At 65.5% G+C, this 23,336-nt stretch carries 26 protein-coding genes; 9 read left to right on the top strand and 17 right to left on the bottom strand.

Features of this window, described 5'->3' with window-relative positions:
- Window positions 1-9: 9 nt before the first annotated feature.
- Window positions 10-1,524 (bottom strand): signal recognition particle protein, encoded by a 1,515-nt coding sequence (gene ffh, locus ABWP22_RS04245; protein ID WP_353198701.1) that lies wholly within the window; start codon window positions 1,522-1,524, stop codon window positions 10-12.
- A gap of 375 nt (window positions 1,525-1,899) precedes the next feature.
- Between ffh and ABWP22_RS04250 the strand changes: the two genes are divergently transcribed.
- On the top strand, window positions 1,900-4,137 hold the full coding sequence (locus ABWP22_RS04250) for a putative bifunctional diguanylate cyclase/phosphodiesterase (RefSeq protein WP_353198702.1): 2,238 nt from the start codon (window positions 1,900-1,902) through the stop codon (window positions 4,135-4,137).
- A gap of 9 nt (window positions 4,138-4,146) precedes the next feature.
- Here the strand turns inward: ABWP22_RS04250 and ftsY are convergent, their stop codons facing one another.
- Genes ftsY through ABWP22_RS04280 form a run of 6 tightly spaced genes read right to left on the bottom strand, consistent with a single transcriptional unit; the run spans window position 4,147 to window position 7,907 of the window.
- Entirely contained in the window at window positions 4,147-5,058 is a 912-nt protein-coding gene (gene ftsY, locus ABWP22_RS04255) for a signal recognition particle-docking protein FtsY (RefSeq protein ID WP_353198703.1), read from the bottom strand.
- Window positions 5,055-5,864, bottom strand: coding sequence for a diaminopimelate epimerase (gene dapF / locus ABWP22_RS04260; protein ID WP_353198704.1), 810 nt, complete (start codon window positions 5,862-5,864; stop codon window positions 5,055-5,057). Before dapF ends, ftsY begins: the two co-directional genes overlap by 4 nt.
- A 9-nt stretch (window positions 5,865-5,873) precedes the next feature.
- On the bottom strand, window positions 5,874-6,707 hold the full coding sequence (locus tag ABWP22_RS04265) for a PhzF family phenazine biosynthesis protein (protein ID WP_353198705.1): 834 nt from the start codon (window positions 6,705-6,707) through the stop codon (window positions 5,874-5,876).
- The gene (gene pdxH / locus ABWP22_RS04270; protein WP_353198706.1) at window positions 6,707-7,294 is read right to left on the bottom strand and encodes a pyridoxamine 5'-phosphate oxidase; all 588 of its coding nucleotides are present in this window, start codon (window positions 7,292-7,294) and stop codon (window positions 6,707-6,709) included. The genes ABWP22_RS04265 and pdxH overlap by 1 nt, the downstream gene beginning before the upstream one ends.
- Window positions 7,295-7,335: 41 nt before the next feature.
- Complete coding sequence (locus tag ABWP22_RS04275; protein ID WP_353198707.1) at window positions 7,336-7,650, bottom strand: TraR/DksA family transcriptional regulator; 315 nt, start codon at window positions 7,648-7,650, stop codon at window positions 7,336-7,338.
- Window positions 7,647-7,907, bottom strand: a complete 261-nt coding sequence (locus tag ABWP22_RS04280) for an HP1242/YdcH family protein (RefSeq protein ID WP_353198708.1) — start codon at window positions 7,905-7,907, stop codon at window positions 7,647-7,649. The genes ABWP22_RS04275 and ABWP22_RS04280 overlap by 4 nt, the downstream gene beginning before the upstream one ends.
- Before the next feature lie 175 nt (window positions 7,908-8,082).
- Here ABWP22_RS04280 and ABWP22_RS04285 point away from each other — a divergent pair, with 175 nt between their 5' ends.
- From ABWP22_RS04285 to ABWP22_RS04295, 3 genes are all read left to right on the top strand, one after another.
- Window positions 8,083-8,982: a MipA/OmpV family protein gene (locus ABWP22_RS04285; RefSeq protein WP_353198709.1), complete on the top strand. Its 900-nt coding sequence runs from the start codon at window positions 8,083-8,085 to the stop codon at window positions 8,980-8,982.
- A gap of 133 nt (window positions 8,983-9,115) precedes the next feature.
- Entirely contained in the window at window positions 9,116-9,355 is a 240-nt protein-coding gene (locus ABWP22_RS04290; protein WP_353198710.1) for an AbrB/MazE/SpoVT family DNA-binding domain-containing protein, read from the top strand.
- Window positions 9,336-9,674: a type II toxin-antitoxin system PemK/MazF family toxin gene (locus ABWP22_RS04295; protein ID WP_353198711.1), complete on the top strand. Its 339-nt coding sequence runs from the start codon at window positions 9,336-9,338 to the stop codon at window positions 9,672-9,674. The genes ABWP22_RS04290 and ABWP22_RS04295 overlap by 20 nt, the downstream gene beginning before the upstream one ends.
- Before the next feature lie 42 nt (window positions 9,675-9,716).
- On the opposite strand, the gene ABWP22_RS04300 is transcribed toward ABWP22_RS04295, so the two are convergent.
- The 6 genes from ABWP22_RS04300 to ABWP22_RS04325 form a co-directional block, all read right to left on the bottom strand.
- A complete protein-coding gene (locus ABWP22_RS04300) occupies window positions 9,717-9,965 on the bottom strand; it encodes a BrnA antitoxin family protein (RefSeq protein ID WP_353198712.1) in 249 nt (82 codons plus the stop codon).
- Window positions 9,925-10,200, bottom strand: a complete 276-nt coding sequence (locus tag ABWP22_RS04305) for a BrnT family toxin (RefSeq protein ID WP_353198713.1) — start codon at window positions 10,198-10,200, stop codon at window positions 9,925-9,927. Before ABWP22_RS04305 ends, ABWP22_RS04300 begins: the two co-directional genes overlap by 41 nt.
- Window positions 10,201-10,378: 178 nt before the next feature.
- Complete coding sequence (gene uvrA / locus ABWP22_RS04310) at window positions 10,379-13,300, bottom strand: excinuclease ABC subunit UvrA (protein ID WP_353198714.1); 2,922 nt, start codon at window positions 13,298-13,300, stop codon at window positions 10,379-10,381.
- Between the two features lie 197 nt (window positions 13,301-13,497).
- The gene (locus ABWP22_RS04315) at window positions 13,498-13,905 is read right to left on the bottom strand and encodes a hypothetical protein (protein ID WP_353198715.1); all 408 of its coding nucleotides are present in this window, start codon (window positions 13,903-13,905) and stop codon (window positions 13,498-13,500) included.
- Window positions 13,906-13,992: 87 nt separating this feature from the next.
- Entirely contained in the window at window positions 13,993-14,349 is a 357-nt protein-coding gene (locus tag ABWP22_RS04320) for a hypothetical protein (RefSeq protein ID WP_353198716.1), read from the bottom strand.
- Window positions 14,350-14,428: 79 nt separating this feature from the next.
- Window positions 14,429-15,088, bottom strand: coding sequence for a helix-turn-helix domain-containing protein (locus ABWP22_RS04325; protein ID WP_353198717.1), 660 nt, complete (start codon window positions 15,086-15,088; stop codon window positions 14,429-14,431).
- Window positions 15,089-15,512: 424 nt separating this feature from the next.
- On the opposite strand from ABWP22_RS04325, the gene ABWP22_RS04330 reads away from it, so the two are divergent.
- Window positions 15,513-17,060, top strand: coding sequence for an acyl-CoA carboxylase subunit beta (locus ABWP22_RS04330; RefSeq protein ID WP_353198718.1), 1,548 nt, complete (start codon window positions 15,513-15,515; stop codon window positions 17,058-17,060).
- 116 nt (window positions 17,061-17,176) lie between these two features.
- Here ABWP22_RS04330 and ABWP22_RS04335 read toward each other — a convergent pair whose 3' ends face one another.
- Window positions 17,177-17,461, bottom strand: a complete 285-nt coding sequence (locus tag ABWP22_RS04335; RefSeq protein WP_353198719.1) for an EF-hand domain-containing protein — start codon at window positions 17,459-17,461, stop codon at window positions 17,177-17,179.
- Window positions 17,462-17,540: 79 nt separating this feature from the next.
- Window positions 17,541-18,353 carry an NUDIX hydrolase gene (locus ABWP22_RS04340; protein ID WP_353198720.1) on the bottom strand — a complete coding sequence of 271 codons (813 nt, stop codon included), beginning with the start codon at window positions 18,351-18,353 and terminating at the stop codon, window positions 17,541-17,543.
- A 106-nt stretch (window positions 18,354-18,459) separates the two neighbouring features.
- Here ABWP22_RS04340 and ispG point away from each other — a divergent pair, with 106 nt between their 5' ends.
- The 4 genes from ispG to ABWP22_RS04360 are packed head-to-tail and all read left to right on the top strand — an operon-like array spanning window position 18,460 to window position 20,581.
- Window positions 18,460-19,584: a flavodoxin-dependent (E)-4-hydroxy-3-methylbut-2-enyl-diphosphate synthase gene (gene ispG, locus ABWP22_RS04345; protein WP_353198721.1), complete on the top strand. Its 1,125-nt coding sequence runs from the start codon at window positions 18,460-18,462 to the stop codon at window positions 19,582-19,584.
- A gap of 6 nt (window positions 19,585-19,590) precedes the next feature.
- Window positions 19,591-19,920: a hypothetical protein gene (locus ABWP22_RS04350; RefSeq protein ID WP_353198722.1), complete on the top strand. Its 330-nt coding sequence runs from the start codon at window positions 19,591-19,593 to the stop codon at window positions 19,918-19,920.
- A complete protein-coding gene (locus ABWP22_RS04355; protein WP_353198723.1) occupies window positions 19,917-20,111 on the top strand; it encodes a hypothetical protein in 195 nt (64 codons plus the stop codon). Before ABWP22_RS04350 ends, ABWP22_RS04355 begins: the two co-directional genes overlap by 4 nt.
- Complete coding sequence (locus ABWP22_RS04360; protein WP_353198724.1) at window positions 20,108-20,581, top strand: GNAT family N-acetyltransferase; 474 nt, start codon at window positions 20,108-20,110, stop codon at window positions 20,579-20,581. The genes ABWP22_RS04355 and ABWP22_RS04360 overlap by 4 nt, the downstream gene beginning before the upstream one ends.
- 40 nt (window positions 20,582-20,621) lie before the next feature.
- Here the strand turns inward: ABWP22_RS04360 and ppa are convergent, their stop codons facing one another.
- Together ppa and ABWP22_RS04370 are read right to left on the bottom strand one after the other, a co-directional pair.
- Entirely contained in the window at window positions 20,622-21,206 is a 585-nt protein-coding gene (ppa, locus tag ABWP22_RS04365; RefSeq protein ID WP_353198725.1) for an inorganic diphosphatase, read from the bottom strand.
- Between the two features lie 94 nt (window positions 21,207-21,300).
- The gene (locus ABWP22_RS04370) at window positions 21,301-23,220 is read right to left on the bottom strand and encodes a M61 family metallopeptidase (RefSeq protein ID WP_353198726.1); all 1,920 of its coding nucleotides are present in this window, start codon (window positions 23,218-23,220) and stop codon (window positions 21,301-21,303) included.
- Window positions 23,221-23,336: the final 116 nt, after the last annotated feature.

Consider the following 23,336-nt stretch of genomic DNA (forward strand, 5'->3'; position numbering starts at 1 on the left):
AACTTCTGTTCATTTCCGGCCGAACTTGTTGAAGCCGGGGGGCAGATTGCCGCCGCCCAGGCCGGGGCGGCCGAACATCCGGCCAACCGCTCCCAGATCGATCGCGCCACCGGGGCCATCCCCGGCCGGCGCGCCATCGGCGCCGGGCATGCCGCCGCCGCCCAGACCACCCAGGCCGCCGGCACCGGCCAGCATTTTCATCATGCCCTTCATGCCACCCATTTTCTTCAGGCGCTTCATGGCATTGGCCATTTCCTGGTGCATCTTCAGCACCTTGTTCACATCCTGCACCGTGGTGCCGGAACCATTGGCGATGCGGATCTTGCGCTTGGCGGTCAACAATTCGGGTTTGGCGCGTTCCTTGCGGGTCATCGACAGGATGATGGCTTCCATCCGGTCGAGCAGACGCGGGTTGATGCCACCGCTGTCCATCGCCTTCTTGGCAGCGCCCATGCCGGGCATCATCGCGGCCAGCCCCGACATGCCGCCCATCTTCTTCATCTGGGCAAGCTGCTGGCGCAGATCGTCCATGTCGAACTGGCCCTTGGCCATTTTCTCGGCCATTTTCTCGGCCTGTTCGGCTTCGAAATTGGCGGCGGCCTTTTCCACCAGGCCGACAATGTCGCCCATGCCCAGGATGCGCCCGGCCACGCGGCGCGCGTCGAACAATTCCAGCGCATCGATCTTTTCGCCGACGCCGGCAAAGCGGATCGGCGCACCGGTGACCTGCCGCATCGACAGGGCCGCACCGCCGCGGGCATCGCCGTCCATGCGGGTCAGGATCACGCCGGAAATTGCCACACGGGCCTTGAAGGCGGCCGCAACATTCACCGCGTCCTGGCCGGTCAGGCTGTCGACCACCAGCAAGATCTCGTCGGGCGTGGTCGCGCCGGCAATGGCGGCCATTTCCGACATCAGCGCTTCATCGACGCCAAGGCGGCCCGCGGTGTCGAGCACAACCACATCAAAGCCTTGCAGGCGCGCGGCCTGGCGGGCGCGCTCGGCGATCTGTACCGGGGTCTGGCCCGCGATGATCGGCAGGGTGGCAATGTTGTTCTGTTCGCCCAGCACCCGCAATTGTTCCTGCGCCGCCGGGCGGGCGACGTCGAGGCTGGCCAGCAAGACCTTCTTGCGTTCGCGCGTGCCCAGCCACACGGCCAGCTTGGCGCTGCTGGTGGTCTTCCCCGACCCTTGCAGGCCGACCATCATGACCACGGCCGGCGGTGTCACCGCGATCTTCAGCGGCGCGGGCTCCTCGCTGCCGCCGAGCAGATCGACCAGGCAATCATTGACGATCTTGACGACTTGCTGGCCGGGCGTCACCGATTTGATCACTTCGGCCCCGATGGCGCGCGCGGTGGCGTCGTCCACGAACTGCTTGACAACGGGCAGGGCGACGTCCGCCTCCAGCAAGGCCACGCGCACTTCACGCATGGCGGCGCGCACATCGATTTCGGTCAGCGCGCCGCGGCCACGCAACCGTTCGAATATGCCGCCAAGCCGGTCGGAAAGACTGTCAAACAAAGGCCGCGGCCTCCAATTTCAAATAGACCTGCCTCCAAATGGAAACGCGCCGGCGGGCGAAAACTCGCTGGCCGGCGTGCATCCTCGGACGCATGACTTCCTTTCGGAACTCGCTGGCCCCTTACGCGGCAGGCCAACCGGGGTCAAGTCCAGCGGCCTTCGCCGTCCAATCCGCTCCGGAGCGGCGATCAGCACGCCGCTGCGCCCGGCGTGACCAGGGTGGTTGCGCTGCAGGCTTGGTGCAATCGGCAATGCCGTGATAGGCTCGGTTCCGTGCCGAATTCTTTGCCTGGCAGTCAAAATGTCCGCGCACCCAACCGCGTTTGGCAGTATTGGCACAACCGCCTGTTCGGGCCTCCGCTGGCACCGGAGTTGATGGCCGAATTCACCCGGGCCATCGGCAGCTATTTCGGCCCGTTTCTGGTTGCCGGACCGGTTGCCGCGGCGTTGGCCATCGCGGTTGCGCTGTCCGTTGGCAGTGTATTGGCGATGGTATTTGCGGCATTCGCCCTGCTTGGTTTCCTGTTCATCCTGCTGGCCTGTTGGGCGGCCTTGGCGCCGTTGGAGGCTGCGGCGTTGGCCGCCGTCGAGGCGCGCTACGCGTTGGGCTGCATCATGGTGTCGATGGGCCTGGGCGGGATCGTGCTGGCGGTGCTGGCGGCGGATGCGCCGATGCTGGTGCAATCCGTGGTGGTGATGGTCGCGCTGGCAGCCTTGGGCGTTGCCAACGGCACCGGGGCGGGCCGCCCGCAGGTGGCCGCCGCCCAGGCGCTGTGCACCAGCCTGCCGATGGCGATCGCCATCATCGTGCAATGGGAATGGCCGTGGGGGCTGGCAGCCGGTGTCGGTGTGCTGGTCTATGGGATGATCTGCATCAGCGTCGCGCGGCGCAGCTCTGCCACCCAGACCGAATTGCTGAAGGCCCGTGAACACAGCCGCGCCGAACGCGTGCGCATGGATGTGGCGGTGGCGCATCTCAACCAGGCCGTGGCGATATTGGATGAATCGCTGCGTGTGTTCGTGATCAACCGCCGGGCGCTCGACCTGTTGGGCATCGATGAAATCGATCCGGCCAATCCGCCGATTTTTTCGGAACTGCTGACGAGCGCGCCCAATCTGGCGCGTGCGTCGGGCGATCGCGCGGAATTCCTGGCCCATGCCGCCCTGCTGGTGGCCGCACGCCAGCAGTTCAACGGCGTGCTGCGGTTGAATGACGATCGGGTCATCGATCTGGAATGCCTGCCGATTCCGGGCGCTGGTTGGGTGAGCGTGCTGCGCGACAGCACGGGTGAGCGCAACGCCATCGCCGAACTCAACCGGGAAATGCGCCGTTGCCCGCTGACCGGCCTGCCCAATCGCCGCGCCTTCATCGAGGAACTGGAGCGGCGTGTCGGTCGCGGCGAGCAATTTGCCCTGCTGGTGATCGATCTTGATCGTTTCAAGCAGGTCAATGATCGCCATGGCCATGCCGTGGGCGACCGCATGATCACCCGGATCGGTTTCCGGCTGCGCACGGCCGATCCGGGCCTGTTCACGGCCAGGCTGGCCAGTGATGAATTTGCGATACTCGCGGAGACGGCGGACATTGCTGTTGCCGAAGCATTGGGTTGGCGCCTGATCGAAACAGTGGATATGCCGGCGCGATTTGGCGAGGACGAGGTGCAGGTGGGCGCCGCCGTGGGCGTGGTCATGGTGCCCGCCGATGGCGTGCTGGCCGAGGTTGTGCTGCGGGCTGCCGATCTGGCCTTGCTGGCCGCGAAGGCCCGCCCCGGCAACAACTTGTGCCGTTTCACGCCGGAACTGCTGCAGCACTCGACCAGCGCAGCCCGCAATGAAGCCAGGGTGCGCAAGACCCTGCGGGCGGGCAGGATCGATGTCGCCTATCAGCCGATCGTCGATGTCGCGATGGGCCGTGTCGTGGCGGTGGAGGCGCTGGCCCGCTGGCCTGATGATGGCGGCGATGCGCTGGCACCGGCCTGTCTGGTGGCCATTGCCGAAGCGCAAGGCCTGGTGACGCGATTGCGCCAACTGGTGATGGATCAGGCCGTTGCCACGGTTGCCGCGCTGCCCGGTGAAATCGAATTGTGGGTGAATGCATCGGTGCTCGACCTGCGCAGCGAGGCGATGGCGGATGAAGTGATCGCCGCCCTGCAACAGGCGGGTCTGCCGCCATCCCGTCTTGCCATGGAGATCACCGAAACCGCGTTGATGACCGACGAGGAGGCTTGCAGAAACACGCTTGGGCGGTTGAGGACGCTTGGCGCTGGTGTGGCGATGGACGATTTTGGCGCTGGCTTCTCGTCGCTGGATCGGCTGCGGCGGTTGCCGATCTGTGCCCTGAAAATCTCCGGTTCCCTGCTGACCGGTGCCGCAGGCGATGCGGTTGGGGCGGGCGTCTTCAAGGCGGCGGCCAGCCTTGGCCGGTCGTTGGGCCTGACCGTCGTGGCCGAAGGCGTGGAAAGCGCCGCCGATCTGGCACTGGCGCGCAGCGCCGGGATACAACGCCTGCAAGGCTTTGCCCTGTCGCCGCCGGTATCGGCGGCGCAGTTGCCGATCGCCATCGTCAACGCCGAAGCGACGGCACGCGCGGCCGCGGGCCAGGCCGCCGCCTGATAACTCGCCCTATTCAGCCCCGGCCAGCGCCGCTGCGAAATCGGCCGCCGCGAACGGCCGCAGATCATCCATGGCTTCGCCAACGCCAATGGCGTGGATCGGCAAGCCGTAAGCCTCCGCCGCCGCCACCAGCATGCCGCCACGCGCCGAGCCGTCGAGTTTGGTCATCACCAGCCCGGTCACGCCGGCAACGTTCCGGAACACCTCGATCTGCGACAGGGCATTCTGGCCGGTGGTGGCATCGAGCACCAGGATGACATCATGGGGCGCATCCGGATCGATCTTGCTGATCACCCGCTTCAGCTTGGCGAGTTCGTCCATCAGCCCGGCCTTGTTCTGGAGGCGGCCGGCGGTGTCGATGATCAACACATCGATGCCTTCGGCCTGGGCGCGCTTCACCGCTTCAAAGGCCAGGCTGGCGGCATCGCCGCCCTGTTCGCCGGCCACGATCGGCACGCCGACCCGATCAGCCCAGATCTGCAACTGGGCGATGGCGGCGGCGCGAAACGTGTCCCCGGCGGCCAGCATCACCGCGTGGCCATCGGCCTTGAACAGCCGCGCCAGCTTGGCGATGGTCGTCGTCTTGCCGCTGCCATTGACGCCCACCACCAGCACGACATGCGGGCGGTGCGTGATGGCCAGCGGCCGCGCAACAGGCGCCAGCACCTGCTCCACCTCTTCGGCGACCACCTGCCTGATGCCGGCGTCGTCGATGCCCTTGGCGAATTTCTGATCACCCAGGCGCGTGCGGATGCGTGCCGCCACCGCGGGGCCCAGATCGGCGGCGATCAGTGCCTCCTCGATCTCGTCCAGGCGCGCATCGTCCAGCGGCAGCGTGCCGGTGGCCAGCCCGGTGATATTGTCGGTCAGGCGCTTGGTGGATTTCGCCAGCCCCTGCGTCAGGCGGCCCAACCAGCTCATGCGTAGCGCTCCAGATCGACCAGGCCGGTAAAGGCCACCACCGCCGGCCCGGACAACAGCAGATGGCCATCATCGCGCCGTTCCACCAGCAGATCGCCGCCGGGCAGGGTAACGCGCACCGTGGCATCGACCAGGCCCCGCCGCTGGGCTGCGGCCACGGCCGCCACCGCGCCGGTGCCGCACGCCAGTGTCGCGCCGGCGCCACGTTCCCACACGCGCAGGATCAGGTGCCCGCGCGAGACCAACTGCGCAATGCCGACATTCACCCGCTCCGGAAACACCGGGTCATGTTCGATCTGCGGGCCGATGGTTTCCAGCGCCACGGCTGCGGCATCGGCCACGAAAAATACCACATGCGGATTGCCGACCGACACCGCCACTGGATGCGCCAGATCTTCCCACGCCAGCGGCAGCGATGATGTGTCCATCGGATATGCCAGCGGCAGATCCGCCCAGCCGAACCGCGGGGCCCCCATGTCCACCGCAGCACCGCCGGCCACAGCATCGCTGGCCAGCAGGCCGCCCGCCGTTTCCATGCGTTGCTGCCCACCCAGCAGCGCCGCGGCGGCCCGGCTGCCGTTGCCGCACGCCGCGACTTCGCCGCCATCGCTGTTCCAGAACCGCAGCCGCACATCGGCGACGGTGCTGGGCTCGATCAGGATCAGTTGGTCAAAGCCGATGCCGGTGTGGCGGTTGGCCAGACCGCGCACCTGCCCGGCCGACAGGCTGACCGGAGCCGCGCGCGCATCGAGCACCAGGAAATCATTGCCCAGACCGTGCATCTTGAAGAAAGGGCGTTCTGCCATGCGGCGGGGTTAGCCGGTTAGTCCGGTCTCCGGCAAGTCATACTCGCCGCGAATGACGGTGCGGGCATGGCCGGTGAGGATGACATGGTCGCCCGCATGTTGACAGATCAGCCGGCCACCGCGCGCGCTGGCCTGTTCGGCTGTGAAGCGCCCGCGTCCGAACCGCGCTGACCACAATGGCGCGATCACGGCATGCGCCGATCCGGTCACCGGGTCCTCGTCGATGCCGCCGGAGGGCACGAACACCCGCGACAGTATATCGGTGGCCTCGCCGGGCGCCGTGGCGATCAGCATCAGATCATGGCCCGGTGACAACGCAATCACGCGGCGGAAATCCGGCCGCAACGCCCGCACCTCATCCGGCGAATCGAACATGGCCACCAGATAATCCGGCCCGCGCGCCCAGACTTCGCTCGGGCTCGCGCCCAGGGCGGCGGCCACGGCGTCGGCATCCGGGCCGATCAGGCGGCGCTCCACGGAGCGTGCCGGCAGCCGCACGTCATAGGCCGCGCCGGCCCGCGCCACCGCCAGCACGCCGGACAGGCGGGTCTGAAACTGCACCTCAGCGAGATCGGGCAGGGCATCGAGCACGACATGGCCGCTGGCCAACGTGGCGTGGCCGCACATGGCCACCTCCAGCACTGGCGTGAACCAGCGCAGATCAAACATCGCAGCGCCGCCATCGCTGGGCACCAGAAAGGCGGTTTCCGAAAGATTATTGTCGGCGGCAATGCCTTGCAGCACGGCATCGGGCAGCCAGTGCGGCAACATCATCACCGCCGCCGGATTGCCGGTGAACGGCCCATCGGCAAAGGCATCGACCTGAACGAACGGCAGCCGCATCAGGGATAGACCAGGCCGAAGCGCCAGCCGTCAGCTTCGCGCCAAAACACTTCGCGCTCGTGCCAGCGGCCGTCGCGCGCCTGCCAAAATTCGATGCGTTCGGGCGTCACAAGCCAGCCGCTCCAGCGCGGCGGACGCGGCACCTCACCCGGAAACCGCTGCGCCATTTCGGCAACGCGGGCTTCGAAGGTGGCGCGGTCGGGCAGGGGTTGGCTTTGCAGGCTGGCCCAGGCACCCAATTGCGACTCGCGCGGGCGGGTGGCGAAATAGGCGTCGGCCTCTGTATCGGACACCAGGGCGGCCTTGCCGCCGATGCGCACCTGACGCTGCAGGCTTTTCCAGTGGAAATTGAGATGGACCGCCGGATTGCCCGCAATCTCGCGGCCCTTCTGGCTGTCGAGATTGGTGTAGAACACGAAACCGCGCTCATCCCAGGCCTTGAGCAGCACCACGCGCAGGGATGGCGCGCCGTCCGGCGTGGCCGTGGCCAGTGCCATCGCATTGGGATCATTCGGCTCACTTGCCTGGGCCGCGGCGAACCAATCGGCAAAGCGGGTGAACGGGGCAGCGTGGGGAAGCAGCGTCATGCCCCGGCGTTACGCCGGCGCGTGGCCGCTGTCACCCGCCTTCACGCCGCACAGGCGATGCAGCGTGTGGCGGTGGGCAGGGCGGCGAGCCGGGCCGGGGCGATCTCGGCGCCGCACATGTCGCACACGCCATAATGGCCGGCCTCGATGCGCGCCAGTGCGGCAACGATCTGATCGGCCTCGTGGATCTGCTGCACTTCCCGGCCTTCGTTGGTGGCCAGTGCCTCCAGGTCGCCCGATTGATCGGCGAATTTCGGCGAAAGCGGCTGGGTCGTCGCTGTTTCCAGCCGGGCGATATCGGCCTGCACGTCGGCCAGGCGGCGGCGCAAGGCCGCGGCAACATCCTGATGTGTCATGCCTCTTCTCCCAGCACGTCGCCGTGCACCACTGCGGCGATCTGATCGAGCACCGCCAACCGGTCGCGCTTGAGGGCGTCGCTATGGGCATCGTCCATCGCCGGTGCCACCCCGGTTTCGCTGCGCCTGATCTCGTCGTCCAGCGCGGTGTAGCGATCGGCCAGGCTGCGGAAATGCCGGTCGCCTTCCTTCAATTCGCGGAGCCGATCGGTCGCATCGGGGAAGATGTCGTGCAGGTCTTGCGGCAGATGGCTCATGGCTTGGTTCCTGCTTTTGGTCGCCGGTGGCGGTGGGTGGGCCAATCTGCGGTCTTCTGTGTCTGGTGGCTATCGTGGCGATTGCGTAGGGCGCCATCCGCAAACAGCCATGCAAACATTGCCTGCTTGTAACAATCGAGATATGGTTCGGGTTCCCCCAGCCTGGAATTTCAACATGTACGACGCCCGGACCTGCCTTCTGCTGCCTGCCATCACCGCCTTCCTCGCCATACCCGCTGCCGCGCAGCAGGGCCCGGCCCCCGGTGTGCCCACCACCCTTCAGGGCGCTCAGGCCGCTCGCCCGCCCCAAAATCCTCTGGCGCCCAAGGCCTGGACGCTGGGCATCGGCATCGCGCCGGTGGTGTCGCCAGCCTGGCAGGGCAGCCGCGACATGGCGCTGTCGATCTTCCCCGATCTGCGGCTGAATTATCGCGACGACGTGTTTTTCTCCATCCCCGATGGTCTGGGCTGGAATGCCGTCAACAAAGATGGCTGGAAACTCGGGCCGCTGGTGAAATTGCGCTTTGGCCGGCAGGAAAGCACCGGCGGGTCGCCGTTCCTGATCACCGGTGGCAGCACGGCGCTGCGCGGCATGGGTGATGTCGGCCTTGCCGGCGAATTCGGCGGCTTTGCCCAGAAAAGCCTGGCCAAGGGCCGGCTGCGCCTGCGCGCCGAGCTGCGGCAGGGCACCGGCGGCCATGATGGCCTGGTCGCCGATACCAACATCAGCTGGAACGGCCGCACTCCCACCGCCAGCCTGCTCTACAGCGTCGGCCTGCGCGCCACCTGGGCCGACGGTGATTACAGCAATGTCTATTTCGGCGTGACGCCCGGCCAGGCCCGCGCCGCCGGCCTGCCGGCCTTCCGCACGGGCAGCGGGCTGATTTCGGCCGGCATCAACGCCAACCTCACCAAGCCGCTGGGCCGCTTCGGCAAGAACGGCGCGCTCACCCTGTTCACCAGCTATGACCGGCTGGGGGATGTGGTGGCGGATTCCTCGCTGATCCGCCTGCGCGGGGATCGCAACCAGGTGGCGGTGGGCCTGGCATACGGGGTGCGGTTCGGCTGGAATTGAAGCCTCGTCACCGCCCCCCCCGGGGGAGAGGTCGGACTCGGCGCAGCCGGCCGGGTGAGGGGTCTCGCGTGGCAGCACTTGGCGCGAGCAGCCTCAGCATGGTATTACCACCGTAATACAAGCGAGGTTCAGCATGGCTGCGGAATTCAGCCGCCTTACCGGCAAATATCAGGCAACGGTGCCCGCCAACGTGCGCCGTACGCTGGGCGTCGGTGCTGGGGATCGGCTCGCCTGGGTGGTGGAAGGTGACACCGTTGCCTTGCGCCGCGCCGGCCCCAAGGACGAGGATTTCGCTGCCGCCGTTTCCGCCACGCTGGGCGAATGGGCCACAGCCGAAGACGAGGCGGCCTGGCATGATCTTTGGTGCCGATGACGTCATCATCGTGCCGTTCCCCTTCACCGACCGCACAACCAGCAAGCGACGCCCGGCGCTGGTGTTGAGCAACGCCGCCTTCAATACGGCTACAGGCCACGTGATCGCGGCGATGATTACCAGTGCCAAACAGTCGAGCTGGGCCGGAGACGTGGCCCTTACCGACCTTGCTGCCGCTGGGCTGCCAGTGCCATGTGTTGTGCGGATGAAACTGTTCACGCTGGAAGCGGGGCTGGTGGTACGTAAGGCCGGGCAATTGGCATCAGGCGATGCGGCAAAGGTGCATGCGGCGATCAAAGGGATCGTTGTTGCGCGTTGAGCGCATTGCCACGGCAATTCGCAGCGTTACGGCGAAGGGCGCCTACAGGCCCACCGCCTTGCGCAGCATTTCGTTGGCGCGGGTTTGCCAGCCGGGGCCGGTGGCGCGCAGGGCGGAGAGGACGGCTTCGTCGAGGCGCAGGGAGACGGCGCGTTTGGTGCTTCCAGGCGGGCGGCCGCGGCGGATGATGTGGCTGCCAATCATCAGGTCAGCCGAATCGAACCAGGCGTCGGTGAGTTCGGGGGCGTCGTCAGGGTTGATCGAGCCGGTCGCGATATCGTTGTTGCTCACGGTCGTTGGCCTTTCGCATCGAGATAATGTGCCGGCTGGGGCCGCGCTGGGTCCAGACCACCACGATCATCCGTTCACCCAGCATGCCAATGGTGATCAGTCGGATTTCACCATAGTCCTGCCTGTCATCCACAAACTGGAATTTCACGCCGTCGAGGACGGTGCCGGCGTCGGCGAAATCCAGCCCGCGTTCTGCCAGGCATATGGCGCGCTTGGCTTCATCCCAGCTTAGCATCGTAGATTTATGTATCTACAAAAATTTGTTGATCAAGGGCGACTGCGGGGCAGGGGCTGCGTGAAAACTGATGGGTGCAGGGACGAGTCCCTGCCCGCCGGAGGCTTTCCTTGCTTTTGCGTGCCTACTTGTCTGCGCCGAGGCGCCGTCTCCCGCAGGGGGAGAGGGGAGAGGGGAGTCAGGCTTTGGCTTTGCGTTTGGGTTTGGCGGCGGGTGCGTCCCCACCCCCGACCCCTCCCGCAAGCGGGAGGGGAGCAGGAAGCAGCGGCGCCAGATATTTGCCGGTCCAGCTGCCCTCGCACGCCGCCACCTGTTCCGGGGTGCCGGTGACGTTGATCTGGCCGCCCTTGTCGCCGCCGTCGGGGCCGAGATCGATGATCCAGTCGGCGGTTTTGATGACATCCAGATTATGTTCGATGACGACGACGCTGTTGCCCTGTTCGACCAGCGTGTGGAGCACTTCGAGCAGTTTGCGCACGTCTTCGAAATGCAGGCCGGTGGTGGGTTCATCGAGGATGTAGAGCGTGTTGCCGGTGGCTCTGCGGCTCAGTTCCTTGGCGAGCTTGACGCGCTGGGCTTCGCCGCCGGACAGGGTCGTCGCCTGCTGGCCGATCTTGACATAGCCGAGGCCGACTTCGAGCAGCATGGCGAGGCGCTCGCGGATGGGGGGCACCGCCTTGAAATACTCGACACCATCCTCGATCGTCATGTCGAGCACGTCGGCGATGCTCTTGCCCTTGAACTTCACCTCCAGCGTTTCGCGGTTGTAGCGGGCGCCGTGGCAGACGTCGCAGGTGACATAGACGTCGGGCAGGAAGTGCATCTCGATCTTGATGACGCCGTCGCCCTGGCAGGCTTCACAACGCCCGCCCTTCACGTTGAAGCTGAAACGGCCGGGCTTGTAACCGCGCGCCAGGCTTTCGGGCAGGCCGGCGAACCAGTCGCGGATGTTGGTGAAGCAGCCGGTGTAGGTCGCCGGGTTGGATCGCGGCGTGCGGCCGATCGGCGATTGATCGATGTCGATCACCTTGTCGAGGTGATTGAGACCTTCGATGCCATCGTGCGGGGCGGCCAGCACGCGCGCGCCGTTCAGTTCGCGCGCCGCGGCATTGTACAGCGTGTCGATGGTGAAGGTGGATTTGCCGCTGCCCGAAACGCCGGTGATGCAGGTGAAGGTGGCAAGCGGGATGCTGGCCGTCACGCCCGCCAGATTGTTGCCGCGGGCGTTCTTCACGGTGAGCTTCTTGCCGCTGCCCTTGCGGCGCTTGGCCGGCACCGGGATGGCGCGGCGGCCGGAAAGATAATCGCCGGTAATGCTGCCGGGCGTGTTCAAGATATCGGCGAGGCTGCCGGCGGCGACCACGCTGCCGCCGTGCACGCCGGCGCCGGGGCCCATGTCGACGATATAGTCCGCCAGGCGAATGGCGTCTTCGTCATGTTCGACCACCAGCACGGTGTTGCCGAGATCGCGCAGGCGTTTCAGCGTGGTGAGCAGGCGATCATTGTCGCGCTGGTGCAGGCCGATCGAGGGTTCATCCAGCACATAGAGCACGCCGGACAGGCCGGAGCCGATCTGGCTGGCGAGGCGGATGCGCTGCGATTCGCCGCCCGACAAGGTGCCGGATTTGCGATCGAGATTGAGATAATCCAGGCCGACATTGTCGAGGAAGCCGAGCCGTTCGGTTATTTCCTTCAGGATGCGATCGCCGATGGCGCGTTGCTTGGGGGTGAGGTGATCGGCGACAGACAGCGCCCAGCGCAGCGCCTGGCCGACCGGGCGGCGCACGGCCTGGGCGATGGTTTCGCCGGCGATCTTCACCGACAGGGCTTCGGGGCGCAGGCGATCGCCATGGCAGACTTCGCAGGGGGAAGGGGACTGGTAGCGTTCCAGCTCCTCGCGCATCCAGGCGCTTTCGGTGTTCAGGCGCTTTTCGAGATTCTTGATGACGCCTTCGAAGGTCTTGACCACTTCATAGGCCTTGCGGCCGTCTTCGAAGCGCAGCGGAATGGCGCGGCTGCCGGTGCCGTGCAGGACAGCATGGCGGGCTTCGTCGGACAGGTCGCTCCACTTGTTTTTCAGGGTGAAGCCATAGGCGCGGCCAACGCTGGCCAGCACTTGCAGATAATAAGGCGAAGGCGGGTTGGATTTGGCCCAGGGGGCGACGGCGCCCTTTTCCAGGGTGAGCGCGTGATTGGGGACGATCAGATCGGGATCGAAATGCTGTTTCTCGCCGAGGCCGTCGCAGGCCGGGCAGGCGCCTTGCGGGGCGTTGAAGGAGAAGAGGCGCGGTTCGATTTCGGAAATGGTGAAGCCGGAGACGGGGCAGGCGAATTTTTCGGAAAAGAGGATGCGGCGTTCGGATTCGGGGGCTTCGGCAGCAGCGTCGGCGAGTTCGACGATCGCCAGCCCTTCGGCAAGCTTGAGTGCGGTTTCGAAGCTTTCGGCGAGGCGGGATTCGAGGCCTTCCTTCACCGCCAGCCGATCGACCACCACATCGATGTCGTGCTTGTATTTCTTGTCGAGCGCTGGCGCTTCCTCGATGGCATGGAACTCACCGTCGATCTTGACGCGGGTGAAGCCGTCCTTCTGCAGTTGCGCCAGCTCCTTGCGATATTCGCCCTTGCGGCTGCGCACGATGGGGGCGAGCAGATAGAGCCGGGTCGATTCGGGCAGCGCCATGACGCGATCGACCATCTGGCTGACGGTTTGCGCGGTGATCGGCAGGCCGGTCGTTGGCGAATAGGGTACGCCAACCCGCGCCCACAGCAGGCGCATATAATCATAGATTTCCGTCACGGTGGCGACGGTGGAGCGCGGGTTCTTGCTGGTGGTCTTCTGCTCGATGCTGATCGCCGGGGACAGGCCCTCGATATGATCGACATCGGGCTTCGACATCATCTCAAGGAACTGGCGGGCATAGGCCGACAGCGATTCGACATAGCGGCGCTGGCCTTCGGCATAGATGGTATCGAAGGCGAGGGAGGATTTGCCGGAACCGGACAGGCCAGTGATCACCGTCAGCGCGTTCTTGGGCAGATCGACGTCCACCCCTTTCAGATTATGCTCCCGCGCGCCGCGCACCTGGATCTGGTTCAGCATCCGCCATTTGTTCCATATTTGTTCAATTCGCGCAAGGCGCGCTGTCACAGGATCGGCGTTAGGCCGCAACACCCGCAACGGCAAGCGCAGGGGTGTCGCGGGCCGCTGCAACGAAACGGGCCGCCCGTGCAGTTGCACGGGCGGCCCAGGCCTTCGGTTGCTATCAACGACTGATAGAAAGCTTTCAATTCTGATATTTAAGCACTCAGGAAGCGTCGCTGGCGACCCTCCAGCCAGGTGCCGGCGAGCAGCGCGGCCACCACGGCGTAGGACCAGAAGATCAATCCGACGGCATAGGCCCAGGCGAAATCGCCGGTTTCCGTCATGCTGGCAACGTGCACCACGGTGCCCACCAGTTGGAACGCCGCGGCATACATGGGCCAGAAACGATCACTGGTGAGTGCCAGACCAAGCAGCCCGAGCAGGAGCCCGAAATCCACGGCCAGCACGTCGATCTGCGTTCCCTGATACTGGTTGTCGAGCAGCCAGGACAGCGTCGTTGCGATGAAGAACGCGCCGGCGGTAAGCCGTTCATCACGGCCGCCCCAATGTACGGCGACAAAAACTGCACTCACCAATGCAAGGAAGCTTCCATACTCAAGCATCGTCTTGCTCCTTCCTTCAAACAGGGAATGGCCGGCGCCGTTCAGCGCCAGCCATCACCGCTGCATCAAACCAACTTCGCCTGCCGATCAGGCGGCGATGGTGAGACGACGAACCGGAGCGACAGTTTCGGTCAGCGTGGCTTCTTCCGGCGGGCAACGGCCAAGGAAGTTGACGGCATCAAGGCCGACCTTGGTCTGGGCTTCGCGCAGGGCGGCATGGGTGGCGATGATCCGGCCACGGGCTTCGATCAGTTGCTGGCAGGTCTGCATGGCACCCATCAGGGCGTCCTGGCCGATGCAGGCGGCGAGATTGGCTTCCTGGCGGGCCATCGGCATGATTGCGGCGAGCTGGGCAACAGCGGAGACGGCGGCGTCGATGGCTGCTTCGGCTGCAAACAGCTGCTCGGCGATCTTGTTGGCGGCGAGGCGACGTTCTTTCAGCATGGCACAATCCTTCGGTTGCCGGCGCGCTGATGCGGCCGGGGGTGGGGTCGTCCTTCCGGACGACGACCGTCCGGAAGTGCTAGATCAGCGTCTTGAGAGCGGCGAGGGCGGCGAGAATGCCGCCGAACGTCATCGCAGACGCAAATGCGATGAACAGGATCCAGCCGAGCCGGTGTCCGATCGCCAAATCGTTTCGCGATCCCCAGGGACGTGAGCTCAGGAAGGGCCGGGCATCAATGCCAGGGTCGGGGGCTGCAATGCCCGGCCAATCCGTTGCAAGCGTCGACCCTAGGGTCACATTGCCTGTCAGTGCAGAGGGCTGGGCGAGGGTGCCGCCAACTGGACCAACATCCGGACTGGTCAGGGGCAAGTGAAGCGCCCCATCGAGGGATCCTGGTTCTAGCTGATTGGGGTCGCTGGAACGGCGGGACGCTGCACCTGCCCTGTTCGAGGCCGGTGAGCCAAATGTGACCGAGGCCGCATTTTCCTCAAGCTCCGGTGCCTGATATATCAATGATTGATAGTCAGTCCCCGTTGATTCTGTTGGAGAAACCTCTTCAGCGATCAGGGCACGTGCCGCATCAATGCGGCTGATCACATCCAGCTTGCGGATGGCCTGGCGCAGACGCATGTCGACAGCGTGGTGGGACACACCAAGCTGCCGGGCAATGTCTTTGGATGTCATGTGCTGGTAGACGAGTCGCAGGCATTCGCGCTCGCCCTCGGTCAACAGCTTCACGCGCGGATTGCGCGGGTTTTCCGGAAGGGACCGTGTTGTCACAATAGGACACGCGACGTTCGCTGCGCAAAAGTCAAGCGCAGGCGCGCCACCGGCACCTGATTTTTCCAGCAAAGACCCACTATACATAGCCGCGACCCCTGCGACCTCAACTGACCCAATCCGTTGTATCTCCTGTTTCGCGATCGCTTACAAGTCTTAACCATCATGTACAGCATGGGGCATTTGCCTTGGTGACCCGGCCGGCAGGCCGCATAGGCGGAAAATGCGGGCTCTGTGTCAAATTCAAAAGGAGACAGAAGGCCGCAAAGCCACGCTGCGCTGAAAAATTGTCGGGCTTTGCCGCAGGTCACAGGCCTGCCACATTGTCGCAGTTACAGGTAGTCGGCGCCAGCATGAAGCGCCGGTCGATAAGGGCGCATCCATGGGCTGGGAACAGGAAATTGCCGAACTTCGCCAGCGCCAGCGCGCTGCGCACGCCATGGGCGGCGCGGACAAGCTGGCGCGGCAGCGCGCCCATGGCAAGTTGAACGCGCGCGAGCGTCTGGCGGCGCTTGTGGATGACGGCAGCTTCCAGGAAATCGGCGAACTGTCTGGATTTGCGCAATATGATGCCGCCGGCACCATGGTATCGTTCCAGCCGGCGAATTTCCTGTTCGGGCTTGCCAGCATCGCCGGCCGCCCGGTGGTGGCGACCGCCGATGATTTCACCGTGCGCGGCGGCGCTGCCGACGCCAGCCTGCACCGCAAGCTGACCGATGCCGAGCGCCTGGCGCAGGAATATCGCCTGCCGCTGATCCGCATGATCGAAGGCACCGGCGGCGGCGGTAGCGTGCGTACCCTGGAAAAGGCCGGCTACACTTATATCCCCGAAATCCCCGGCTGGGAGGTGATGACGGCCAATTTGTCGCAGGTGCCGGTGGTGGCCATGGGGCTGGGGCCGGTGGCCGGGCTGGGTGCCGGGCGGATGGTAATGGCGCATTATTCGCTGCTGGTGGAGGGCACCGCCCAGATGTTCGTTGCTGGCCCGCCGGTGGTGTCTGCCGCTGGCGAGCATCGCACCAAGGAGGAATTGGGCGGCGCCGGCATTCACGCCGGCAATGGCGCGGTAGATGATCGGGTCGGCAGCGAGGCCGAGGCGTTCTTGCGCACCCGCTGGTTCCTGTCTTACCTGCCATCGTCGGTGGACGAACTGCCGGCGCGCACGCCGTGCCATGATCCGGTCACCCGCGCGGATGATTGGCTGATCGGCGCGGTGCCGCGCGATCCGCGCCGGCTCTATCCAGTGCGCCCGATCGTGGCATCGGTGGTCGACGCCGGCAGCTGGTTCGAAATCGGCCGCGAATGGGGCACCGGCGTCGTCACCGGCCTGGCGCGGCTGGATGGCTGGCCGGTGGCGATCATCGCATCGAACCCCGAATGCCTTGGCGGATTGTGGACCGCAGCGACCGCGCGCAAGGTGGAGCGGATGGTCGATCTGGCCGACACCTTCCATCTGCCGTTGATACAATTGGTGGACAATCCCGGTTTCCTGATCGGCCGCCGGGCGGAGGAAGAGGCGACAATCCGTTGGGGTTGCAGGGCCTTGGCGGCGATCTATCAAGCTTCGGTGCCCTGGTGCTGTGTGGTGATGCGCAAGGCCTATGGCATGGCGGGCAGTGGCCATGCCCCGGCGGACCGGTTTCGCTGGCGCATGGCGTGGCCCTCCGGCGACTGGGGGTCCTTGCCGATCGCTGGCGGGCTGGAGGCGGCCTATCGCGCCGAACTGGACGCCGCGGATGATCCGGCGGCGCGGCTGGCCGAGATCAAGGCCGGCCTGGAACAGGTGCGATCACCGTTCCGCACCGCCGAACATTTCGGCGTGGAGGCGATCATCGATCCGCGCGAGACGCGCGCCGAACTGTGCCGCTTTGCCGGGATGGCGCAGCGGGTGTTGAAGCCGGGGAAGAAGGCGCGGGGGCTGCGTCCGTAGCAGCGAAAACCCACCCCCAGCCCCTCCCGCAAGCGGGAGGGGAGTCGTTCTGCGCTTGCGAAATCTGCTCCCCTCCCGCTTGCGGGAGGGGCTGGGGGTGGGCGTGACCGTCCCGTTTACTGCGGTGGTGCCATCCCCATCGCGCGCATGCGCTTCATGCCCTCGGCCAGTTCCGGCCGGCTCACAAAGCCGTCCTTGTCGGCATCGATCAGATTGAAGCCCATTTCGCGGCGGCCGGCGGCCAGCCACTCCGCCTTGCTCCATTTGCCGTCCTTGTCGGCATCGGCGGCCATCAGGCGTTGACCGGCGGCCGATTGCGCCAGGGCGGGGGCCGGGGCCGCTGGCGGTTCCTGCGCCAGCACGGGTGTTGCAAGCAGGGCGGCAAGGGCAAGCAGGCGCATCTCGGTCTCCAGCAGCAAAATTTCAGCCTATCAACGCAGCAGGAACAGGCAATCCCCCGCCCGAATCATGCGCCTTCGCTCACTCCCGGCGCAGGCTGGCCACCCGGTCGCGCGTCACCGGATAATCCAGGCCTTCGGGAATGGTCAGCCATTGTTCGCCATCCACCGTCTCGAACGCCGGCTGCACATAAGGGGCGTGCAGGGCGGCGACGGCGGCGAACAGGGCGGGAATGCTTTGATATTGCGCCAGCCGATGCATGTTGCACCAGGTGGGGAACACCATGGCGGCGCGCCCGGCATCATAATCGGCCAACGCCTGCGCGGCCGTGGTCCAGCGCAGCGCCTTGGCTTCGAAGCCGTCGGGCGCGATCGCGGCACTGGCCGAGCGGCCGGCATCGGCCAGATAGAATCGCGTGTCGAAGCGGCGAACGATGGCCGCAGCCGATGGTGGCTCCCACCGCGCGAACGGAATGAAACGTGCGGCATCGACCTTGTGCCCCATGGCGCCGAGCATGCCGGCGAACGTGGTGGCCTCGTCGGCATCCGGCCCGCTGGCCAGCGCGGCGCGGGCGGTGGCCAGCGCCTGCGCATCCGGCAATGGGCCTTCGGTCAACAGCACGCCGGTTTCCTCCAGCGCTTCGCGGGCGCAGGTGACGCGGGCGGCGGCATCGAGATCATCAAGGCCTTCGAAGCCCGTCGCCAGATCTTCATTGCGGGCGATGCCGATATCCGCGGCGTCCACCCGCCCGCCCGGAAACACGAGCGCGCCGCCGGCAAAGGCGAGATTCTCGCCGCGCTGCACCAGCAGAAACTCCGGCACGCCCGCGGGCCCTGCGCGGGCGAGGATCACGGTGGCGGCCTGGATGGAAATGGGCTTCGGACTGTCAGACATATCAAGTGATGATAGGCCGCGTCTTGCATGGATGCACCCCTGTGCTATCGGGCAGGGCATCAAATTTTGCCGGGCAGGGCAGGCGAGATTCAAGGAGCCAAATGGCATGAGCGTGCGTCCGTGGCGCGACATCACTCGTCGCAAGAGCCGGCAGATCATGGTGGGCAAGGTGCCGGTGGGCGGCGATGCGCCGATCGCCGTGCAGACGATGACCAACACCCCCACCGAAGACGCCGCCGCGACGATCGACCAGATCCGCGCCTGTGAAGACGTGGGCGCCGACATCATCCGGGTGAGCTGCCCGACCAAGGAAGCCACCGCCGCCTTCGGCAAGATCACCCGCGCCGCCAAGGTGCCGATCGTTGCCGACATCCATTTCCATTACAAGCGCGCGCTGGAAGCCGCCGATGCCGGTGCGGCCTGCCTGCGCATTAACCCCGGCAACATCGGCAGCCGGCAGCGCATCCGCGAAGTGGTGAACGCCGCCAAGGCCAATGGCTGCGCCATCCGCATCGGCGTCAACGCCGGCAGCCTCGAAAAGCATTTGCTGGAAAAATATGGCGAGCCCTGCCCGGAAGCGCTGGTGGAAAGCGCGCTTGAGCATATGAAATATCTGCAGGACGAGGATTTCCACGAATTCAAGATCAGCGTGAAGGCCAGCGACGTGTTCCTCGCGGTCGCGGCCTATAATGGCCTGGCCGAAGTCTGCGATTATCCGCTGCATCTGGGCATCACCGAAGCGGGCGGCCTGATCGGCGGCACGGTGAAAAGCTCCATCGGGCTGGGCATGCTGCTCTGGGCTGGGGTGGGCGATACCATCCGCGTGTCGCTTTCCGCCGATCCGGTCGAGGAAGTGAAGGTCGGCTATCATATCCTCAAATCGCTCGGCATCCGCGCGCGCGGTGTGCGGGTGGTGTCGTGCCCGTCGTGCGCCCGCCAGGGGTTCGATGTGGTGCGCACGGTGGAGGCGCTGGAAACGCGGCTGGCGCACATCACCACGCCGCTGTCGCTTTCGGTGCTGGGCTGCGTGGTCAATGGCCCGGGCGAAGCGCGTGAAACCGATATCGGGCTGACCGGCGGCGGCAATGGCCGGCACGCGGTGTTCCTGAACGGCATTTCCGATCACGTGATCGAAAGCGAAGCCATGCTGGAACATATCGTCAAGCTGGTCGAGGCCAAGGCCGCCGAGATCGATGCGCACAATGCGGCCGCCGCGGCTGCGGCCGCGTAAACCGGCATGCACGGCGGCCCACCTCGCCCGCGCCGGGTGGAAGAACCGGTGCGCCAACAGGCGGTCGCCTATGGCTTTGCCGTGGCGACCTGGTGCTTCGGCATCGGCGCGGTCGTCGTGCTGATCGAGGCGATCAACCTGGGATTTGATGCCGATCGCTTGACCTGGATCGCGCTGCTGGCCGGGCCGGGTGCGCTGGCCTGGGTGCTGAAACGTCTGTGGCTGCCTGACCGGGTCGATCGGGGGCCGCGTTACTGGCTGTTCGGGGTGCCGTCGGTGGGCATGGCGTTTTTCAGCGTGATGTGGATGTTCCGCGCCATGGGGCGCCTGTTGTGACGCGCAATCTGGTCGCCATCACGTTGTGGGCGCTGGTTGGCGCGGCCAAGACGATGGCGCTGATCCTGCTGCTCACGGCGGCAGACACGCGCTGGCCGGATGCACTGGCCTGGCTGATGCTGGCATTCGGACTGGTGGCGGCGGCCTTGCAGTGGCGCGCCCGCACCTCCCGTCTTGGAGCAACCCCATGATCATCCGCAACGCCACACCGGCCGATGTGCCGCAAATCCTGCAATTTGCGAAAGACCTGGCCGTCTATGAGCGCGAACCCGATGCGGTGAGCGCCTCTGAGGCCGATCTCCATGCCGGTCTGTTCGGGCCCAACCCGCTGGTCGAAGCGTTGATTGCCGAGATCGACGGTGTCGCGGTGGGCAGCGCGATCTTTTACCGGACCTTTTCGACCTGGACCGGCAAGCCGGGGTTCTGGCTGGATGATCTTTATGTCCGGCCCGAAGCGCGCGGGGCTGGCGCCGGCAAGGCGCTGCTGGTCCGCATCGCCGCGCTGGCGGCGGAACGCGGCTATGCCCGGTTCGAATGGTGGGTGCTCGATTGGAACGAGCCGGCCATCGGCTTTTACAAGAAGCTGGGCGCAAAACCGATGGACGAGTGGACGGTGATGCGCGTCGAAGGCGACGCGATCGCGGCGCTGGCGGCCACCTGACCCCTCTCCCCTTTCGGGAGAGGGGAAAAATGCGTGCGGATCACTCCCGCGGTGCGCCAGGGTGCTGCTTGTGCTCCACCATCAGGCGGCCTTCCTTCTCGGCATTGTAGCGTTCGATCGATTCCAGGATCAGCCGTTCCGCAGTGGCCTTGCCTTCAAAACCCTGGCACTTCACCCATTTGCCGGGCTCCAGATCCTTGTAGTGGGTGAAGAAATGCTCGATCTGATCGAGCACGATCTGTTGCAGATCGGTATATTCCTGCACGTCGGCATAATAAGGATAGACCTTGTTCACCGACACGCAGATCAGCTTGGCATCGCCGCCGCCATCGTCTTCCATCATCAGCACGCCCACGGGGCGCACGCGGGCGATGGAGCCGGGCATGAACGGCGTACGCGCCACGATCAGCGCATCGATGGGATCGCCATCATCGGCCAGCGTGTGCGGAATGAAGCCATAATTGCACGGATAGCGCATCGGCGTGTGCAGGATGCGATCGACGAACAGCGCACCCGATGCCTTGTCCAGTTCATACTTCACCGGTTCACCGCCCAGCGGGCATTCGATCACCACGTTCACATCGTGCGGCGGGGCAACCCCGATCGGAATGGCATCGATACGCATGGGTGAACTTCTCCTGTTGAACTGGTGGCGGGTTAAGGGGCTGCGGCGGATTCGTCCATGCCCGAATTGCCACGATATCCGGTTCGGGGTGGCGTTATTTCCGCGCCGTCAACAACCGTTCCAGCCCGGTGGGATTGGCGGCGTCCGCGGGTGCGACACGCTCCAGCTTCGGATAGCGCAGGCCGCCGTTCCAGGCGAAGGCCATCGCCTGGACCCGATCAGACGTTTTCACCGTCAACCGGATCGGCTGCTGGCTGTTCTTGGCGGCCGTGATCGCCGCCTTCATCTCGTCGTCGCTGTACGGCTGTTCGTTCACTGCCAGCAGCACATCGCCCACCGCCAGCCCGGCATCGAAGGCCGGCGTCGCCCAGATCACCTGATCCACCCGGCCGGCCGTACCGATCACCAGACCGCCGGAAAACGCGAGGTTCAACGTGCGGCGGTTGGAATCGGTGAAGGCGGCGGTCGGCTTGTCGGTATAGACCAGTTTCCAGCCTGCCATCTCGAAACCCTTCAGCGGCGCGCCACTGGCCTTTTCGGTGAGGCGCTGCGCCAGATGCCCGGCCCAGTCGTAGGGCTGCACGGCCTTCAGCGCGGCGACCAGGCTGGCCATGTCATAGGGCTTCACCCCCCAATCGCCATCGCCGGTGCCAAAGAAGCCCCGCGCGAAATCATCCATGCTGCGCTTGCCGGCGCTTTCGCGGCGGATGATGGCATCGGCCTCCAGCCAGATCAGCATGCCTTCGGCATAATAATCCTCGCTGCGCTGCCAGCTTACCCAGCCCTTGGGCGCGCGCGGGGTGATCACCGGATCGTTGGTGGTATCGTCCAGGCTGCGCCAACCGCGCGCCGGGCGATTGTCCAGCGTGGCAGCGATGGTGGCGAGCTGATCGATCGTCTCGTCCTGGGTTACCAGGCCGGAGCGCGCCTGCAGCACATAGCCCCAGAATTGCGTCTGGCCTTCATAGACCCACAGCATCGAATTGCGCATCGGCGTGCGGAAATCCGGCGTCACCAGATCGGCGCCGCGGCGGTGCTTGCCGTTCCAGCTGTGGGTGAATTCGTGCGGCAACAGATTGCGCCGGCCGGGGCCTTTCGCCCAATCGGTGAAATAGCCGGTATCGACGCCGTTTTCGGAACTGCGGTGATGTTCCAGCCCGATGCCGCCCATGCGTTCGGTGAGCGACACCAGCAGATCATAATGATCGAACTGGCGGGTGCCGAACAATTTCACCGCCTGGCTGACGAGATTGCGGTGCTTGTCGATCTGGTCCGGCGTGGCTGCCAAGAAGCGGGCATCATCGGCCACCACATTCATGGTGACATTCTGGCCCAGATCCCATTTGGCGAAATGGCGGCCGGCGAAGAACGGGCTGTCCACCATCGCTTCATAATCGATGGTGGCATAGGTGATGCGGTTGCCGCTGCGGCTGGCTTCGCGCATCGCTGAGGCTGCCGTCCAGCCTGCCGGCCAGGTGACCGACAGGTTGACCGGGATCTGGCGGGTGAACCAGCCGGCCGGGTACAGCGACACGCTGTTCGGTTGCAGGTTCATCATGTCCTGCGTCACCACGATGCGGCCCTGCGGGCCATCGGTGGCCGACAGGAAATCGAATTTCACATCAAGCGCGCGCGTGCCGGCCGGCACGTTCACCCAGAAGGCATACATGTCGAGCGGGTCGCGCTTCCACGTCAGCAGCTTGCCGCCGGCGCTGATCTCGAGGCCCGCGACCTTCTCGATCTCACCGCGCGGACCATGTTTGCCGGGCAGCCATTTCGGGAACAGCAGCGCCATGCGCTTGCCGGCCAGATTGGCCGGCACCGGGATGGTCTCGCTCACCTTGAACACGCCGCGTACGGTATCGGTTGCATCGACATGCAGGGTGAGGGCCCCGGGAAAGGGCCTGTCGCGCGCGGCCGGCACTTCGTCCATGATCGGCAGCGGTTGCGGCATGGAGCGCTGCGCCAGGGCAGGGGCGGCGATGAGGGCGGTGAGGAGGAGCAGGGTGCGCATGCCTTGCCGTTAGCGCGGTCTGTACCGCTTTGCCAATCCCACCCCCAACCCCTCCCGCAAGCGGGAGGGGAGCCGTTCGTGTTTGTGGGGCATGCGTTCCCGAATGCACCGATCTG

This window comes from Sandarakinorhabdus sp., from assembly GCF_040398665.1.
In the GTDB taxonomy this organism is placed as follows: Bacteria; Pseudomonadota; Alphaproteobacteria; order Sphingomonadales; family Sphingomonadaceae; genus Sandarakinorhabdus.

Coding starts and splice junctions, on each gene's coding strand:
- pdxH (WP_353198706.1), bottom strand. CDS start 7,294: ATGACGCTGCTTCCCCACGCTGCCCCGTTCACCCGCTTTGCCGATTGG.
- ABWP22_RS04305 (WP_353198713.1), bottom strand. CDS start 10,200: ATGCTAAGCTGGGATGAAGCCAAGCGCGCCATATGCCTGGCAGAACGC.
- ABWP22_RS04360 (WP_353198724.1), top strand. CDS start 20,108: ATGATCATCCGCAACGCCACACCGGCCGATGTGCCGCAAATCCTGCAA.
- ABWP22_RS04335 (WP_353198719.1), bottom strand. CDS start 17,461: ATGCGCCTGCTTGCCCTTGCCGCCCTGCTTGCAACACCCGTGCTGGCG.
- ABWP22_RS04295 (WP_353198711.1), top strand. CDS start 9,336: ATGATCTTTGGTGCCGATGACGTCATCATCGTGCCGTTCCCCTTCACC.
- ABWP22_RS04275 (WP_353198707.1), bottom strand. CDS start 7,650: ATGACACATCAGGATGTTGCCGCGGCCTTGCGCCGCCGCCTGGCCGAC.
- ABWP22_RS04320 (WP_353198716.1), bottom strand. CDS start 14,349: ATGCTGAAAGAACGTCGCCTCGCCGCCAACAAGATCGCCGAGCAGCTG.
- ABWP22_RS04315 (WP_353198715.1), bottom strand. CDS start 13,905: ATGCTTGAGTATGGAAGCTTCCTTGCATTGGTGAGTGCAGTTTTTGTC.
- ABWP22_RS04330 (WP_353198718.1), top strand. CDS start 15,513: ATGGGCTGGGAACAGGAAATTGCCGAACTTCGCCAGCGCCAGCGCGCT.
- uvrA (WP_353198714.1), bottom strand. CDS start 13,300: ATGCTGAACCAGATCCAGGTGCGCGGCGCGCGGGAGCATAATCTGAAA.
- ABWP22_RS04350 (WP_353198722.1), top strand. CDS start 19,591: ATGCACGGCGGCCCACCTCGCCCGCGCCGGGTGGAAGAACCGGTGCGC.
- ABWP22_RS04250 (WP_353198702.1), top strand. CDS start 1,900: ATGGCCGAATTCACCCGGGCCATCGGCAGCTATTTCGGCCCGTTTCTG.
- ABWP22_RS04280 (WP_353198708.1), bottom strand. CDS start 7,907: ATGAGCCATCTGCCGCAAGACCTGCACGACATCTTCCCCGATGCGACC.
- ppa (WP_353198725.1), bottom strand. CDS start 21,206: ATGCGTATCGATGCCATTCCGATCGGGGTTGCCCCGCCGCACGATGTG.
- ABWP22_RS04370 (WP_353198726.1), bottom strand. CDS start 23,220: ATGCGCACCCTGCTCCTCCTCACCGCCCTCATCGCCGCCCCTGCCCTG.
- ftsY (WP_353198703.1), bottom strand. CDS start 5,058: ATGAGCTGGTTGGGCCGCCTGACGCAGGGGCTGGCGAAATCCACCAAG.
- ispG (WP_353198721.1), top strand. CDS start 18,460: ATGAGCGTGCGTCCGTGGCGCGACATCACTCGTCGCAAGAGCCGGCAG.
- ABWP22_RS04340 (WP_353198720.1), bottom strand. CDS start 18,353: ATGTCTGACAGTCCGAAGCCCATTTCCATCCAGGCCGCCACCGTGATC.
- ABWP22_RS04290 (WP_353198710.1), top strand. CDS start 9,116: ATGGCTGCGGAATTCAGCCGCCTTACCGGCAAATATCAGGCAACGGTG.
- ABWP22_RS04285 (WP_353198709.1), top strand. CDS start 8,083: ATGTACGACGCCCGGACCTGCCTTCTGCTGCCTGCCATCACCGCCTTC.
- dapF (WP_353198704.1), bottom strand. CDS start 5,864: ATGGCAGAACGCCCTTTCTTCAAGATGCACGGTCTGGGCAATGATTTC.
- ABWP22_RS04265 (WP_353198705.1), bottom strand. CDS start 6,707: ATGCGGCTGCCGTTCGTTCAGGTCGATGCCTTTGCCGATGGGCCGTTC.